This window comes from Streptomyces sp. NPDC004051 (genome assembly GCF_053604275.1).
The window spans coordinates 1-16074 of record NZ_JBSGHG010000067.1 but is presented as its reverse complement, the minus strand read 5'-3'; the positions used below and the strand labels follow the sequence as shown (position 1 = coordinate 16074).

At 71.4% G+C, this 16074-nt stretch carries 12 protein-coding genes, 1 tRNA gene and 3 pseudogenes; 6 read left to right on the top strand and 10 right to left on the bottom strand.

Features of this window, described 5'->3' with window-relative positions; genetic code table 11:
* Positions 1–189 precede the first annotated feature (189 nt).
* Positions 190–1104 (bottom strand): universal stress protein, encoded by a 915-nt coding sequence (locus tag ACWEQO_RS34085; RefSeq protein WP_452986404.1) that lies wholly within the window; start codon positions 1102–1104, stop codon positions 190–192.
* Positions 1105–1489: 385 nt separating this feature from the next.
* Between ACWEQO_RS34085 and ACWEQO_RS34080 the strand changes: the two are divergent.
* Positions 1490–1819: pseudogene (locus ACWEQO_RS34080) on the top strand (Tn3 family transposase); the annotation flags it as partial.
* A gap of 108 nt (positions 1820–1927) precedes the next feature.
* Here ACWEQO_RS34080 and ACWEQO_RS34075 read toward each other — a convergent pair.
* Both ACWEQO_RS34075 and ACWEQO_RS34070 read right to left on the bottom strand, forming a co-directional pair.
* The gene (locus ACWEQO_RS34075) at positions 1928–2512 is read right to left on the bottom strand and encodes a DinB family protein (RefSeq protein WP_452986403.1); all 585 of its coding nucleotides are present in this window, start codon (positions 2510–2512) and stop codon (positions 1928–1930) included.
* A gap of 143 nt (positions 2513–2655) precedes the next feature.
* A pseudogene (locus ACWEQO_RS34070) lies at positions 2656–3479 on the bottom strand (MFS transporter); the annotation flags it as partial.
* Between ACWEQO_RS34070 and ACWEQO_RS34065 the strand changes: the two are divergent.
* Both ACWEQO_RS34065 and ACWEQO_RS34060 read left to right on the top strand, forming a co-directional pair.
* Positions 3466–3624 (top strand): annotated as a pseudogene (locus tag ACWEQO_RS34065) (IS6 family transposase); the annotation flags it as partial. The pseudogenes ACWEQO_RS34070 and ACWEQO_RS34065 sit on opposite strands and share 14 nt — an antisense overlap.
* 527 nt (positions 3625–4151) lie before the next feature.
* The gene (locus ACWEQO_RS34060) at positions 4152–5774 is read left to right on the top strand and encodes a glycosyltransferase (protein ID WP_452986402.1); all 1623 of its coding nucleotides are present in this window, start codon (positions 4152–4154) and stop codon (positions 5772–5774) included.
* Between the two features lie 247 nt (positions 5775–6021).
* Here ACWEQO_RS34060 and ACWEQO_RS34055 read toward each other — a convergent pair whose 3' ends face one another.
* Positions 6022–6219 carry a hypothetical protein gene (locus ACWEQO_RS34055; protein ID WP_452986401.1) on the bottom strand — a complete coding sequence of 66 codons (198 nt, stop codon included), beginning with the start codon at positions 6217–6219 and terminating at the stop codon, positions 6022–6024.
* Positions 6220–6608: 389 nt separating this feature from the next.
* Between ACWEQO_RS34055 and ACWEQO_RS34050 the strand changes: the two genes are divergently transcribed.
* On the top strand, positions 6609–7214 hold the full coding sequence (locus tag ACWEQO_RS34050; protein ID WP_452986400.1) for an endonuclease domain-containing protein: 606 nt from the start codon (positions 6609–6611) through the stop codon (positions 7212–7214).
* Positions 7215–7758: 544 nt separating this feature from the next.
* On the top strand, positions 7759–9366 hold the full coding sequence (locus ACWEQO_RS34045; protein ID WP_452986399.1) for a HEAT repeat domain-containing protein: 1608 nt from the start codon (positions 7759–7761) through the stop codon (positions 9364–9366).
* A 322-nt stretch (positions 9367–9688) separates the two neighbouring features.
* Here the strand turns inward: ACWEQO_RS34045 and ACWEQO_RS34040 are convergent, their stop codons facing one another.
* Together ACWEQO_RS34040 and ACWEQO_RS34035 are read right to left on the bottom strand one after the other, a co-directional pair.
* The gene (locus tag ACWEQO_RS34040; RefSeq protein WP_452986398.1) at positions 9689–10063 is read right to left on the bottom strand and encodes a hypothetical protein; all 375 of its coding nucleotides are present in this window, start codon (positions 10061–10063) and stop codon (positions 9689–9691) included.
* Positions 10064–10556: 493 nt separating this feature from the next.
* Positions 10557–10631, bottom strand: a tRNA-Leu gene (locus tag ACWEQO_RS34035).
* 430 nt (positions 10632–11061) lie between these two features.
* Here ACWEQO_RS34035 and ACWEQO_RS34030 point away from each other — a divergent pair.
* Positions 11062–11838 (top strand): transposase family protein, encoded by a 777-nt coding sequence (locus tag ACWEQO_RS34030; RefSeq protein ID WP_452986397.1) that lies wholly within the window; start codon positions 11062–11064, stop codon positions 11836–11838.
* 871 nt (positions 11839–12709) lie between these two features.
* Here the strand turns inward: ACWEQO_RS34030 and ACWEQO_RS34025 are convergent.
* The 4 genes from ACWEQO_RS34025 to ACWEQO_RS34010 all read right to left on the bottom strand — a co-directional run.
* Positions 12710–13060 carry a hypothetical protein gene (locus tag ACWEQO_RS34025; RefSeq protein ID WP_452986396.1) on the bottom strand — a complete coding sequence of 117 codons (351 nt, stop codon included), beginning with the start codon at positions 13058–13060 and terminating at the stop codon, positions 12710–12712.
* Between the two features lie 219 nt (positions 13061–13279).
* The gene (locus ACWEQO_RS34020; protein ID WP_452986395.1) at positions 13280–15421 is read right to left on the bottom strand and encodes a SpoIIE family protein phosphatase; all 2142 of its coding nucleotides are present in this window, start codon (positions 15419–15421) and stop codon (positions 13280–13282) included.
* Between the two features lie 200 nt (positions 15422–15621).
* A complete protein-coding gene (locus ACWEQO_RS34015; RefSeq protein ID WP_452986394.1) occupies positions 15622–15783 on the bottom strand; it encodes a transposase in 162 nt (53 codons plus the stop codon).
* 111 nt (positions 15784–15894) lie between these two features.
* A partial coding sequence (locus ACWEQO_RS34010) for a transposase (RefSeq protein ID WP_452986393.1) occupies positions 15895–16074 on the bottom strand: 180 nt, incomplete at its 5' end.

Sequence of the window (16074 nt, the reverse complement as noted above, 5' to 3'; positions counted from 1 at the left end):
CCCGCGACGCACGGCCTCCCGGGCCGCCCACCCGGCGGCCGCCAGGCTCTCGACGGAACCATCGACACCCACGACAACGGGCGACACCATGACACGCACCTCCAGCACAAGACCTTCCCCCCACCACCACCAGCGTCACGCGGAAAGCGGCGTTCGGAACAGGGGCTACCGGGTGCGCCCGAGGGGCCATCAGGCCCATGCCTCCTGCCCGCCCATGGGACGGCCACCCGGCTCGTGCGGTACGACCGCCACCGGGCACTCGGCGTGGTGCAGCAGCGTATGGCTCACCCGGCCGAGCTGGAGACCGAAGCGGCCCTGACGGCGCCGCGCGCCGACGATCACCAGGTCGGCGGCGGCCGACCGGAGCACGAGGACCCTCGCGGCCGGGCCTTCGACCGTCGCCCGGCGCACCCGGACACCCCGATGGGCGGCCACCGCGTCGCGCAGCAGCCCGTCGAGCAGGGCAGCGGCCCGCTCCTCGTGCCGACGCTCCGATTCCCCGGCCGACGCCGGGCGGTCGGTGCTCTCGTACGCCGGGCAGCGCCAGGCGCGCACCACGTCCAGGACGCAGCCGCGAGCCTCGGCCTCGCAAAAGGCGAAGCCCACCGCCTCACCGCTCGTGCCGGAATCCCCCGCGCCGAGCAGAATCCGCTCGTGGGCGCCGGCCAGACCGGCCGTGTCGCCGCGCACGACGACCACCGGGCAGGGCGCCCGCGCGGCCACGGCGAGCCCGACCGAGCCCAGCAGCAGTCCCTTCACCTCGCCGCGCCCCCGCGATCCGGTCACCAGGAGCGCGGCGCTGTCGCCCTCGCGCAGCAGGACGCGGGCCGCCTCCTCGGGGAAGATCGCGGTGGAGACCTTGATCTGCGGGTTGCGCCGGCGAGCACGTTCCGCGGCGAAGGCGACGATGTGCTCGGCCGGCACACGCGCCGGGGGCCTTTGTCCGCCGACCGGGGAAGCGGTGCCCTCGTGGCCCTCTTTGAGGGAGGCGTGCACCAGCCGCAGCGGCACTTTGTGCCGGGCCGCCTCGTCCACGGCCCAGTCGACCGCCAGGAGGCTGGGACTTGATCCGTCGACGCCCACGACCAGGGGCGATTGGGTCATGGTGTCCACCGCCTTTCTGCACCCTGCCGCAGGGCGGCCTCACCGGCGGTCCGCTCGGCAGCGGCGAGGCTCTCGCCCGAGCCGTCCGAACCAAGGGGGCCGGGGAGAAGCAGCACGGGCCTTTCAATGGGGTGTGGTTCCACTCTCGTGGCCCTCGGCCCGCAGTTGGAGGGGCCGTTGGTCCCTGAGCGGGTCCGGCCGCCGCCCCTGCTCCCCGCCCAGAGGGCCGGCCGGCCCTCTGGGCGGGGCCGTGCGGCCCCTACGGCCGGCGGGCGGGCAGCGGTGTGATGGAAATGAGCCGAGGGCCGCAAAGGACACGGAGAAGCGGAGCGGGACCGCGCACCGTGCGATGAGGGCCCGCAAGAAGCGGGCGGCCCTCGGCTCCCTCGCCCGGGACGTATGCCACGGCAAGCGGGGCACCATTCACCATGGCATACCGAGACGGCATGGAGGTCCAACCCGGCTCGCTGGGAATGGTGCTGAACGCTGTTGTGCTCTGGACGAGGAAGTACATCGGCGCCGCGGTCGCCCAGCTGCGTGCCGAGGGCCACGAGATCAGCGATGAGGATGTCGCCCGCCTGTCCCCGTTGAAGTTCAAGAACCTCAACGTCCTGGGCCGCTACAGCTTCCCCCCTCCACCCCGCCCCAGGGTCTGCGCCCGCTGCGCGACCCGGACGCGCCCGAGCTGGACGAGGACGACGAAGGCGCGAACTGAACGCCCACATCAGGTGACGCGGGCATATCGGATAGCCGGGTCCTCGGAAATCGCAAGCGCCGGCAGGGGAGCCGATGCCAGGCTGCCCGATATGCCCGATATGCACGACTAAGCCTTGATCGATGAGATCGACCTGGCGGCCTGCTCGATCTTCGCGCAGTGGGCTGTACGGGCTTCCTCGTCGATCTGCTGCTCGTGTTCGGCGCGCAACCCGGTCCGGCCGTCGAGGCCCTCGCGCAGGATGTCGGCGTGCCCGGCATGCCGGATGGACTCGCCGAGGACATGGACCATGACGGCGAACAGGTTCGTGTGGGCATAAGGATCCGGCCACCACGGCACGTGGCCGGGGGCGTCGAGGGGAAGCTCGTTGATCGTCGCGTCCGAGTGTTCCCACGCACGCCGGTAGAACCCGATGATCTGATCGCGGGTCTCGTCCTCGGTAGCCCACTGATCGCTGCCGTCGGAGTCCTGCCACCGGGACAGCGGTTCCGGGGAAGGGCGGTCGAAGACCTCGCCGAAGTACCTGGCCTCGATGGTGGCCACGTGTTTGACCAGGCCGAGGAGGTTGGTCCCGGTCGCCGTCAGAGGTCTGCGGGCGTCGTATTCGGACAAGCCGTCGAGTTTCCAGAGCAGCGCCTCGCGGTCCCGTCGCAGTCTTCCGTGCAGGTTGTCCTTCGCGAATTCATCGATCATGCGACATGAACCTTCCATGGGTTGTTCATGGTCTCAAGATCCCGTACGTGGTCCGCAACGGCTGGCAGAGAGACGTGGGGTGGGGTGGGGGTGGGGTGGGGGTGGGGTGCGTGACGGCTCGCGGCCGCCCCGACCGGCGACGGTTACCGCGCAGGAGAACTGCACGCATGCTGTTCGGTGCCGTTCTCTGATCCCGTCGAGTAGTTCGGGACGGGGACCGGGGAGGTGGGCGGGTGCCAGGTGAGGGTCCAGCCGGCGGTCAGCAACGCCGCGCCGCCTGCCAGGGCGATTGCGCCGCCTGTTCCGATGCCTGCGGCCACCGAGCCGAAGCAGACCGGCCCGACACCCTGCAGCGTCATGCTGCCGGAGCCGAGCAGACCGAAGGCCTGGCCCCGGCCATCCTGCGGCAGGGCGTCCAGGAACGGCCGTTGCAGGCCGAGACCGTGGGCGAATCCGAAGCCGCAGAGCAGCAGCAGACAGGACGAGACGCCCACTCCGGGCTCGGCGGCGAAGCCGACCAGCGGCAGTCCCATCAGCGCAATCAACGGGACCACCAGTCGCTCCCGGGTGGTAGCAGGAGTCGGCCCACCAGCAGGTCACCGGCAAGCATGCCGACCGGCAGACAGCCCATCAGCACCGCGTACCAGCCGGGCGCGAAGTGGCGTCCTCCAGCGTAGGCGACGATGAGGCCTTCCGCGCCCGCTACGAACGCGGGCGGGAGCCACTGGGCCAGCATCAGTCGTCGCACCGTGCGTCCGCGCAGCAGCAGGCCGGCACCGTGCAGGCTTGCCCGGACGGCCCCGCCGTCGCCCCGAGCGCTGCCGGGTGTGCCGCCGAACTCTCCCGGCTGCAGCCGGGGTAACCGGACGCGGATGGCGAGCGCGCAGCCGAGGTAGAGGACGGCACTGACCGCGAGCGCCCGGTGCGGGCCGAGTGCCGCAGCGAGGAGATCAGCACCCGCATCCGCCCAGCCCACGCGGCAGCGGGAACGCACCATGAAGAGCTTCCGCTCCGTCGGCGTCGCACAAAGATTCCTGTCCACGTTCAGCGGCATCTCACCCCGCTTCCGGCCCTGCCGCCACCTGATGGCCGCCACCGGCCAGCCCGCCGAAGCCTGGACACCGGCCTGAAACCCGGCACCCGCCATGCCCCGACACACCGTCAGAGACCTATGCATCCAACAACGTGACAGCACCCCCTCCGTCACTCGTGCCGGCAGCGGGTGAGCACCACCCGTCAGCATCAACGACCAGGTCACCGCATCCGCGACACCGACCCCCGGACGACGATGTCCAACCGACACTCCCCCGCAGACCATCAGTGCGGCGAAGGCGTTCGCCAAGGACGTCGTCGGCGGAGCGTTCCCACAGGAGGAACACTCCGTCCACTGAGCCGGCGCGGTACAACGGACGGCCCCGCCGGTGGGGCTTCCCGTGCCACAGCCCGGTGCGCCATTCGGGTGCATGTGCCGCTCGTTCGCGGTGCAACTCCGTCTCTGGTGCTACGTTCCTGGCCCGTGGGCTCAGGTGATTCTCACCCGTGGCCGTTCCGGAACGGACGGCGGTGCCGGAACCGGCGTTCCGCCGCCGTCGGGCACCGAGACCACCGCGACCCCCAGTCGGACACGAGGGTGGATCCCGTGCTCAAAGTCAGCGTCGTCGTCCCCGTCCACAACGCGGGCCCCTACATCGACAAGTGCGCGCAGAGCCTGCTCGGGCAGAGCATCGGCCGCGATGCCTACGAGGTCGTGTACGTCGACGACGGCTCGACCGACGACTCGGCCGAACGCCTGGACCGGCTCGCGGCCCTGCACCCCCACGTGCGGGTGCACCGCCAGGAGAATTCCGGCTGGCCGGGGAAGCCGAGGAACGTCGGGGTGCGGCTGAGCCGGGGCGAGTACGTCCAGTTCGTCGACCAGGACGACGAACTGGGCCACGAGGCCCTGGAACGGCTCTACGGCCTGGGCAGACGCAACGGATCGGACATCGTCCTCGGCAAACCGGCGGGCACCATGGCACGGCCCAGCAATGTCTTCGCCCGTACGGTCGACCGCTGCACCGTGGGCGACCACCCGCTGTTCGAAAGTCTGACGCCCCACAAGATGTTCCGCCGCGCTTTCCTCCTGGACCACGGCGTCAGGTTCCCGGAGGGCCGGTGCCGGCTCGAAGACCAGGTGTTCATGGCACACGCGTACGCGGTGGCGCGGTGCGTCTCGGTCCTGGGCGACTACCCCTGCTACTACTGGATGCGCCGGGAGGACGGCGGGAACACCAGCAGCAGGCAGCTCGTCGTCGACGAGTACTTCGGCTGGCTGCGCAAGGTCGTGCAGACCGTCAAGGCGCACACCCCGCCCGGCCCGGTGCAGGACGCGATGCTCCGCCGGACCTACCGGGTGGAGATCCTCCGCCACGTGAGCGAGCCCTATGTGCTGAGCGGCCACGATCAGGTCCAGGAGCGGTTCGAGGCGGTACGGCGGCTGGTGCTCGAAGAGTTCCCGCCGTCCGTCCGGGAAGGGTTTCCGGCGGTGACGCGGCTGCGGGCCCGTCTGCTGGAGGAGGGCCGCCTCGACGCCCTGTCGCTGCTGGCCCGCCGCATCTGCCAGGTGAGGCCCCTCGCGGAACTCGGTCGGCCCCGCTGGCACGACGGCGCGCTCACCGCCCCGGTGCGGATGCACCTGGCCCACCAGGACGGCAGGGCGGTGCCCCTCCTGGAGCGCGGGGGACGCCTGGTGCTCGATCCGGCGCTGACCGAGGGGATCGCCGGAGCCGGGGAGTGGGCAGTGGGCGATCACCTGACCGCCGCCTACGGGGAGATCCGGCTCTCCCACCGCGGACAGCACGTCGGCTGGTTCCCCGCGTCGGATCTCACCGTGCGGCTCGAGAACGGCAGGGGTGGCCGGCGGCGGCCCGTGGTGGCCGGGACGATGCGGATCGATCCGCTCACCGCGGCCGGCGGCGGTCCCCTGGACCGTGGCGTCCACGACGTGTCCGCGTACTTCCAGGTCCTCGGTGTCGGCCGCAGCGTCGCGCTGCGGGGGGACCTGGAGAGCCGCCCCCTGGGCGGGCAGGGCGTGCGGCTCGGGACGCCTTCGCGCACGGTCATCCCGTACTGGACCGCCGGCCGCCAGCTGGCGCTCGACGTCGGCGAGTTCTACCACCGTCTGGACGCGGTTCCGCGGAGGGCGGGGCTGCGGGAGCTGATCCGCGTCCCGGCACACATGCGGGGGCCGCTCGCGAAGGCCCTGCACCCGGGGCGCCGGTGAGGCACCGGAAGAAAGGTGTCGGCGGACTGTCGGCGACGTCGTCGCGTTGACTGACTGGCCTGGGATGACCTGTTCGGCCAGAGCCCGAAGGAAGCCCGCGGTGTCGGCGGCGGGCCCGGGCGGTTCCGCCGGCTCCAGCGTGCACAGCCGGTCCAGCACGCCTGCCGCGAACCTGCGCCCCCGCGGCCGTCAGGACCCGCTCTACCAGCGTGTCTGCCGACCTCACACCGTCAGGAGCCCCGGCGGCTCAGTCTTCGGACTCGTGACGAGCTCGCCGCCACGCTTCCTCAAAGTCACCAGGCCCGATCTCCAGGGACGCATAGTGCGGATCATGAAGGTCGAACGGCGGGTTGAACGGCCAGTCCTCGACGCCCGTCTTGACCGAACCACCGTGCCGGCTGATCTCAACCTGCCGCACCCGCCGCCCGTCAGGCTCGAGTTCCATCAGGAAGACCTCTCCTTCATCACCCGTCGGCCAGCGCACGTAGACACGGTCCCGTCCCGTCAGGACTCCGAATCCAGGCCGACCACGCTGGGCATCCCTCTGTGCTCGGAGGCTGGACAATCGACTGGCGGCGGATCCTCGTGGAGAAAACCCGCGACCGGACGGCGCGGACATGGTCGCTGCCGCGCGCCGTGGTCAGGCTGCTGGATGTGGCCGAGCACACCGAAACGCGGTGGCTGCGAGCCGCGCGGGCCGGTCAGGCAAGCGCAGCCGGCACCGAGTCGCCCTCCCGCCACCGGCAGGCCCGAGCCGCCGACGGCCGGCAGACGACGAGTCCCGATTGCCCAACCGCTCCACTGCATCCGTACGGCGAGGAACTGAAAGGCCACTTGTACTCGGTACTCAGCAGGAAACCCGGCATCTCCCGCAAGGTGGCCGGGTGGACGTGCGCCGTCTGCCGCACCGCACCCGCCGCCGTACTCGGCCACTGCCACGAACATGGCTACGTCCGCGCTCCCGTCTGCCACTCCTGCAACACACAGGAACGACCCGACCACCTCTACAGCAACGACATCCGCGTGGCCCACCACTACACGCGTCTCTTCCACACCCACACCGTCGACTGGCTCCGCCACTGGCACCGCTGCCCCGGCTGCCGCGCGCGCACCACTCTGCCACTGCCCCACCTCGCCGCATGGACCGCCCACATAGCCTGCCGATCACTGCGCCCGACTCACCGCGACCTCGGCGGCTCCCGCGGGCGCACACCCTGCGGTGCGCTGCGCGTGTCCTGGACCGGCAGCCACCGTGCGCCCGGTTCCTGCCTGCTCACTGTCGCCGTCGACTTGTGCCCCTCCGGCGAGCACCGTGTCCTGGCGCAAGTCCCCTACCGCGAAGCCGCCGAGCGGTCTCGCACCTGGCTGGCCGAGACCTCCCCCGCCGTCGCCGCTGCGGCCGGACCCGACCCCAACGTCGACCGACTGATGACGAGATGACGAGGACCACATGACAAAGCCGAAGCTCAAGGCTGTCAGGCGCCGACACAAAGTGGCTTAACGGCGGCTGTGTTCGGCTCGGAGGTGGTGTGCGCCGGTGGTGGTGCGGCGGAGCATCCGCCGCTGGTGAGAGGTACTCCCTGGTGCAGCGACGCGCGACCTCGGCTCCTTCGGTGTCAACGGCCCTCCCCGGGGTGCCGATGACTCGGTTGTCCGCACTCCGCGAGGGCGTCGAGCGCCTCCTTGCCCCGCGGCACGGCTGCTCCAGTCGCCGCCCGTCCGGTGCGAGTACGGTCCCCGCAGCCCCAGCTGCGACGTCTCACTTCGCTGTCCGGCCCGACTCTCACTGCATGCCAGACCCCCTCACCGGTCACGAACTTGATTCGGTGGCATCACGCGAAAACCAGGAGTGCCCCCTGCTGAGGGCGGGCAGCACGTCGGCGGAAGACGTCGTACCTCAACTTCCGCCCGCACCAATTCCCGCGACGCTCCGTCGCCTCACCTCTACGATCGCTCGAAACGGCAGGTCGGCTGGGGGGCGGGCATGGACGACGGTATCGGAAGCGGTGGGACGGCGGCGGTCCGCCTGATCCGGGGGACGCCCCTCACCGAGGCGTTGGACCCCGCCGATCCCCGCGCCTGGACCGCGTTCGACGTGGGCGTCCGACAGATCCTCCGGTACGGGCATGCCCTGCTGCCGGACAAGGAGCGGACCGCGGTGCTTCGCTCCGGCACGGTCGGCGAGGCCGCACCGCGGCCGGGGACGTCTGTTCGGCACCCGGTAACCGGTCGGTCCGACCGCCTCCGCCGCTGGGTCACCGCCGGCTTTCGCCGCCCGGCCGAGAGCTCGGAACCGGCTGCCGGACTCGGGCGCCTTCCCCATGGCCGGCCCGGGGCGGACGGGATCCGGGGCGGGAGCGGGGGGCCGGATGCACGGACCCGGCTCGCTCTCGCTCTGTGCCATCCGGACGGGCGGGTGCGCGAGGCCGCCCTGGAGCGGGTCACGGGGCATCCCGTACTGCTGCCGCTGCTCGTCATACGTGCTGGTGACCGGGTTATGCCCGTGCGGGAGCGGGCCCGGCGGTTGCTGGGCGAGAGGCTCGACGTGGAGACCGCGGTCGTCCTCGCGCCGCTGATCCTGCGGGTCGGCCGACGCGACCGGGGTGCCTTCGGGCTGGAACTGCTCGACGGCGTGCTCCGCCGGGCACCGTGCGAGCGGTTGCTGCCCCTGCACACCCACACCGACCGCACCGTACGCCGGTTCGCCCTCCGGCTGACCATTGAGGAGGGGCTCCTCTCCCCCGGTGAGCTGGCCCGCCAGGCGGCCTGGGACGACGACGCGGTCGTCCAGGGCCTGTGCGCCGACGCCGCCCTGGCCGCCCCGACGGACGGAGGCGACTGGGACGAGGTGCTGGAAGCGCTGCTGGGCGCACGCAATCCCCGAGCGCGGTCGGCCGGGGTCACCGCGCTGCGGCGGGCGGGACGGCCCGGGCGGGCGGTGGAGTTCCTCGCCGACCGGTCCGCGGTGGTCCGGGCCTGTGCACGGTATGTCGTACGGCAGCACGGGACGGACCCGCTGTCCTGGTACCGGAAGCGGTGCGCGGACCCGGCCGACCCGGCGGTGCCGCCCGGTTCGGTGATCGGGCTGGCGGAGTGCGGGGAACGCGCGGACGCGGAGCTGCTGTGGCCACTGCTCACCCATCCGGCACCGGCGGTGCGGGACCGGGCGGTGGCCGGGCTGCGCATACTGGACGTGACCGACGTGGCACGACTGCTGCCGCTGCTCGACGACCCGGCGCCCGGTGTCGTACGGGAGACGACCACCGCACTGCTTCCCTTCGCCGAGAACCTGCCCGACGAACTGCTGACGACGCGCCTCGGCGCCGAGTGGTCCCGGCCGGTCCGGGTCGCCGCGTTCCGGCTGCTCGACGCGCGCGGCGGCCTCATGGGGCTGCGGGCCGCGGTCGCCCTGCTGAACGATCCGGACGACAAGCTGCGCACGTGGGCCGGGCAGTCGGTGCAGCGCTGGCATCCGGGAGCGGACACCCCGCGCGGAGAGGCGGAGGTGGGCGAGCTGCTGAACCGGGCCCGGCACCTCTTCAGCGACTACGTCCTTCAGCGGCGCAAGCGGGAGGCTGGGCTGACCGGCTGACGCAGTGCCTCCGGGGCCTGCCCGTCCGGGTCAGTCGGGGGCTGACCCGGCACTCGGCCGGGCACCGTCACAGCGCGGCCAGGAAGGGCGGCAGCACCGGGACAACGACGCTCGTCCTGCCGGGGCACGACGCGGCCGGTTTCCCGCATCCCGGGCTTTACCAGGGCGTCGTCACGTTGGTGTGGATAGGACCGGTTGATGGCGTGGTGGAGCCGGGTGGCAGTTTCGGGTCAGGCCGCAGTGTGCAGGCCGACGACTCCGGTGATCTGGTCCCAGGTGGCGAAGCGGATGACCATCTCGGTGCGGTAGTGGGTGGCGGTGATCAGGTGGGGTCGGGGAACTGCAGGCCGGTGCGGCTGCGGCGCTCGGCCTGGTCCACCGCGAACTTGTTGAGAAGGTGCCGCACTTCGCTCATCGGCAGCACAGATCGGGAGCTGTCCGGGGCGTAGCTGTTGACGAGGAAGTTGGCGGACTCCCCGGCACACCGGGCCTTGGCGCGGCCGAAGCGCTCGCCGAGCAGCGCGTCGCGGGAGCTGTGCCCCTTCGGGATCCGCATGTTGGCCGAGAGCAGTGTCTCGAAGGGCTCGTCCGTCCAATCGCCGTACCAGCCCGTGAGGTTCACAGCGGACTCGCCGGTCCCGGAGTCGACGAGCGAGCAGCCGGTGATCGGGGCCCGCTCGTCCGTGGGCGCGACCACCTGCCACTCCTTGTCGGACGGGCTCCCGGGAAGCATGTACCGAGCCAGCCAGCCGCACATTGTGCTCTCTGCCTGGCTCAGGGACAGTTTGCTGGCGGGTTCGAGGCGGTCCGACAGCGGTAGCGGGTCGGCCCCGCAGCCGGTCTCGGTGTTGGCACCGTTGGCGGTGCACAGGGACGGGGGTGAGGGGGCGTTCTCCACACGATCCCGAGAGCGTCGATCGCACCCTACCGGTGTGCATGCCGCCCATGTCATGAGCCCTGCAACGGCGTCACCGGTCGGCTCGACGCTGAGCGTGAGAGGGGCCGACCGAAACGCTCAGTGGCCAAGTGAGGCACACCGTCGCACCGGTGAGCCGAGGCCCGATGATTGTCACTACCGGCGGCCGCTGACCTGCGGCTCCAGGGGGACGAGGCATGGTGGTTGTCACCGAATCGGCGCGTTACGTGTCACCGGCTACGGATTCGGGCCAGCGGGCGGCGTTTGGGAAGGGGGCGGGGCGGTCGGATTCGAACCGACGTCCTCCGAGATGCTGTCGCGGCGCACTACCTCTGTGCTACGACCCCGCCTTGCTGGTGATCATAGTCCCCACCCGCGGAAACGGACAGGGGATAACACAGCTGCCGAGGCCGCCCTCAGCACTCTGCCTGTCTTCCTCGGGAAGCTCATCCGTCCCGGCCCGTCAGCGGCGCTCCACGCCTCCGCGGATGTACGCCGCCTGTGCCGTGTACTGGTTGTCCTCGCCGATCACGCTGTCGCACGAGGCTGCGGGCGTATGGGGGACAGGCACGGCCGCCGCCGAAACGCATCGGGGCGACCCGGCCGGCTTCAGCACCGCTGCCCGGGGCCGATGACCGTGAGTCCCACCTGCTTCGCGAGCCAGTGAGGGTTTTCAGGGTGGCCCCGGACGGGTGACGGCGGGACCGTAGGAAACGGACAGGGCTCCCGTGCCGTTGAGAGAGGTGTCCAGGTCTCAACTCTCCGGCTCAGGAGCCCTGTTGATCCCGTCTCCTGCCGCACTCGACCTGCCGCACGCACTCGTGGAGTGGGTGACGATGCTGATCGTCACCCGTGAGGGTGACCGACGCTGCAAACTCCGGCCGTCCGAGCGTGCGGTGATCGCTCCGGCGTACCTGCGCCGGCACGACCCCCTGGCTCAGCTCGCCGCGGGTTTCCGTATTTCCGTCGGCACCGCCCACGCCTACGTCACCACGGTCGTCGAGCACCTGGCCGACAAAGCGCCGGGCCTGCTGAAGGTCCTACACGAGACAGACCCCGACCACGTTCTCCTGGACGGCACGCTCGCCGAGTGCGACCGACTCGGCGACGGACGCGCGGACTGTTCGACGAAGCACCAGCGGCACGGGGTGAACGTGCAGGTCATCACGGATCCGGCCGGTCGCACCCTGTGGCTCTCACCCGCCCTGCCCGGCCGGACGCACGACCTGACCGCCCCCAGCCTTCGGCCGGGGGCACCCCCGGCCCGCACCCACAAGATCATCAGAATCTGCGAGCGCCAGGGCGTCCCCGTCCTCGCTGACATGGCCTGCATCGGCGCGGGCGAGTGGGTCACCACCCCCAGACGCCGGCCGCCCCAGGGCGAACTGACCCCGACCGAGCAGACGGTCGACCGGGCCCTGGCCGCCGCCCGCGTACCCGTCGAACGAGGAATCGCCCGCCTGAAATCCCGGCGAATCTTCCGCAGAGCCCGATGCAGCCCCAACCGCATGACGTCGATCACCAAGGCCGTCCTCACCCGGGAGCGGCACTGCTGAAAACCCTCACTGGGCAGAAGGTGACAAAGTCGCCCCTGTAGTGCCGACCGGTCACCCCGAAGATCCGGTGGGCGAGGTCGTCATGATCACCGCGAATGGTGGTGTCATGGTCGATTTCCCGCTCGCCGGAGCCGAGGTGTACTCCCGCGATGAGCTCACCCGCGCCCCTTCCGAAGCGGAGTAGGGCTGCAGTCAAGCGGGCAAGGCCAGAGGCCTGGCTGTGTGTGGCGGGGAACGATCACCCCACGAACAGGTAATGATCTTCAAGCCCTCGCATCGTCACTGGTCAAAGATTCTCGTGAACGCCCCTGTCCTCGACGTCCTCGGGCAGGGTGTCGAGGACCTTCGCGGCCGGCGGCGAGAAGCGGACCGCGTACGGCTGTGCGGTCACCGGCGCCTGCCCCGCAGCTCCGGCATGTCGATGGCGGAGCTGTCGTCGTAGCCGGAGGCGACGAACGAGTCGACCGCTGGGGCGTGGGCCAGGCGGCCCTGCCAGTCCTGGACTACCTCATACAGCGGCGCGCCAGGGAGAATGGGCGCGGGACTCCCCCCAGGCCGCCCATTGTTGCTCGAAGGCTGGTACCCAGGTGTCGGCACGCCGGTCGGCACGCAGCTGGGCGAGCCAGATCGGCAGGAGTCCCCGGGGCGGAGGCGTGCGGCAGGGCGGGTGCGTGGTCGGGCTGCGCGCTCATCGGCTGGCCCTCCCGGCGGCGGACCGTCACCTCACGGTACGCGCGTCGGGTGGCCGTGGATGCGGGCATAGGGAGAGCCCCCTACGGGGTGAGTCGCACGCACGGGCCGGGCACCGGCAGTTGCGATGTCGGGGCCCGGCCCTCGCGGCCGGCCTGATGTCAGGAAGCCGGGCTGAGGGTCAGCGTGTAGTGGCGGCCGGTGGCCGGGGGACGGTGAGGCTGTGGCCGTCGGCCGTGGCGGCGGGTGGGCGGGGTGGGCCAGGAGCGGGGACGACGACGTCGCGCAGCATGTCGGCGGCGGGGGCGTCGGCCGGAGCAGGGTCCTGGCACACCTCGCCGTCGGCGCCGGCCTGCAAGTTGAGCATCCAGACGCCCCCGGCCGCGGTGAAGACGATGTCGCCCTGGACGCCGGAGGCGGCGGCGTCACTGGTGTCCGGGTGGTCTTCCAGGACGTCGGCCGGCCGCACGGCGTCTTCGTCCACGGCGGTCAGCGGACTCTTGTCCCGGTCGATGAGAGTGGCTTCGCTCATGGGGGAGATCCCTTCCAATTCCTGAGCCGAAGCTCAGGAATTGTCACCTGCGAAGCTGGACGAGCCGGCGACAGGACCGGTCGAGGCAGCCTGGTTGTCACCGATGAGGCATTCGACTTGTCACACGTGCTCATTCGGCAGCCGTTCTGTCTCTATCACCAGTATCGAAGATCGGGAGTCTCTGGATGAGGAGGGCGATCCCATGGGGCCATGGCGGAATCACGCGTGGGTGCCTGCGCCGGCCGAAAACAGCGGCGTGTCAGGGCCGGGAGGCCTGGCTGTCGGGGTGGGCCGGGCCCGGGCGATGAGCAGGGCGACGTCGTCGTGGTCGTCGGGCTGGCGCAGGGCGTGCAGGAGCCGGTCGCAGGTCTCCTCCAGGGGGCGCCCCGGGTCGTCGAGCAGGCTGAGGAGGGTATTCAGGCGTCGGTCGATGGGCTGGTCGCGGGTCTCGACCAGGCCGTCGGTGTAAAGGATCAACTGGTCGCCGGGGACCATGTCGAAGGTGGCGGTCCGGAACGGGATGCCGCCGACACCGAGGGGCGCGCCGGGGGGCAGGTCGAGCAGTCGGGGGGCGCGGCCGGGACGGGCCAGGGCGGGGGGCAGGTGGCCGGCGAGACAGATGCGGCACTGTGCGCGGTGCGGGTCGTAGACGGCGTAGGCGCAGGTGGTGATGGTCTCCTCCAGTCGGGTGGTGGTCCGGTCGAGGAGTTCGAGGACCTCTGCGGGGGCGAGATCGAGGTCGGCGAAGGCGCGGGTGGCGGTGCGCAGCTGGCCCATGGTCGCGGCGGCGTTGATGCCGCTGCCCATGACGTCGCCGACCACGAGGGCGGTCTTGTCGCCGGCCAGGGGGATGGCGTCGAACCAGTCGCCGCCGACCTCGACGGCGGCTGCGGCGGGCTGGTACCGGCTGGCGATCTCCAGGCCCACCAGGCGCGGCGGCTGCTGGGGGAGCAGGTGGCGCTGGAGGGCGAGGGCCGCGTGCCGCTGGCTGCGGTACCAGCGGGCATTGTCGATGGACAGGGCGGCGCGGGCGGCCAGCTCGCCGGCCAGGACTTCGTCGTCGTGGGTGAACGGTTCGGGGTTGCCGGTGCGCTTGAGGCCAAGGGCCCCGAGGATCTCGCCGCGGGCGGTCAGCGGCACGGCCAGGTAGGAGTGGAGCCCGGCGCGGGCCAGCAGCTCGACCGCCCGGGGGCAGCGGGCGATGCGCGGCAGGTCGCGGCCCTCCACGCGGGGCACCCGGACGGGACGGCGGAGGTTCACGCACTGGGCGGCCAGGCGGTCGGTGTCGTAGACGGCGAGCTCGCCGGGCGGGTCGGCGGCGCGGGCGGCCTCGGTGGGGCCGGCCGCGGCCACGGCGAGGGCGCGGAACCGTGCGGGTCCTTCATGGGTCTCCGCCGCGTGGCCCTGCAGAACGCTGTCGAGCACGTCCACCGTGGCCACGTCGGCGAGGTCGGGCACGCACACCTCGGCCAGCTCGCGGGCGGTCCGCTCGAGGTCGAGTGTGGTGCCGATGCGCAGGGAGGCGTCGGCGATGAGTGTGAGGCGCTGCTGGGCCCGGGCCGCCTCGGTTTCCGCCCGGCGCTGCTCGGTGACGTCCACGACCGAGGTGGCCACCCCCAGCACCCGCCCGCCGGAATCCTCCAGCCGGTAGCGGGAGACCGACCAGGCGTGCTCGTGGTCGGGGTCGGCCGCGGTGCGGCCGACGACGGGCCGGTCCAGCAGCGGCACTCCGGTCTCCAGCACCTGGCGGGTCGTGGAATCGACGTCAATGTCCAGATGCGGCAGGACCTCGTAGGGGCGCCGGCCGAGGTGGTCGGCGGCAGGCACACCGTTGATCCGCTCCAACGCCGGATTGACGGTCACGAACCGCAGGTCGGTGTCCAGAACGGCCAGCCCGATCGGAGCCTGCTCGATCAGGCGCACCGACAGCGCCAGATTCCGCTCCACCTCCCGCAGGACGGCCTGGTCGGTGGTGATGCCCAGGGCATGGAAGTTCCCCCGGCCGTCCTCCAGCCGCATATTGCGGAACTCCACCATCCGCGTGTGGCCGTCCTTGCACCGGATGGGGAACCCGCCGGCCCAGCTCTCACCGCTCGCCATGACCCGGGCAAACAGCTCGGCCGCCTGCCCCAGGTGCTTCTCCTCGAGCAGCAGCCGGGCCGCGTACTGGCCCAGCGCCTCCTGGGCGGTGTAGCCGAACAGGTCCTTGGCCTGCGGGCTCCACAGCACGATCCGCCCGCTCGCGTCGAGGACGACGGCCGCGACGCCCAGCACGTCCAGCAGCCCGCCCGGAGCGGAGGAGACGTCCCCGACCCGCTCTGCCCGGCCGTGAACAGTCCCGAAAACCATCTCCGTACTCATCCCGGACACCCCTTCCGATGGCCGCCACGCCGTACGCCCCGGGCCCGCCTGCGTCGGCCCTCCGCAACCCGGAGGTCTCCCGGACCGGCCAGCCACACATCCTCAGATGTCCAGGTACCCCTGCACCCCACCCGGCACCGCGTCTCTCCGCTTTCATCGTGCGCCTGCTCCTGGCGACCAGAGGGCGTCTGAAAAGCCTGTCAGCGGGCTGATCTCGCGAGGCGGCGGAGGAGGAGCATGGCCATGGCGAGATAAATGACGTTCTCCGAGTTGACCCGCAGGTACTCATAGTCCTTCGACAGTCGGCGACACCGGCCCAGCCAGGCGAACGTCCTCTCCACCACCCGACGTCGCGGGACCACCGCGAAGAGCGGTACTGCAGGTGGCCGCGCCCCTGCCCTGACCCACGTCGAGCGGAAGCCGCCATCGCGCCGCCGGACGACCTGCACGGTGATGCCCGTGGCCTCCTGGGTTCAGGCATGGAAATCGGTGCCGCGACGGCCCTGGTCCGCCCACACATGCCGCAGGCGTGGAAAGTTCTCCGCGGCCTGGGAGAAGAGGACCGCGGCACCGTCGCGGTCGCCGACGTCGGCCGGGCTGACGCAGGTGAGCAGGACGGTGCCGCGGGTGTCGACCAGGAGATGGCGTTTGAT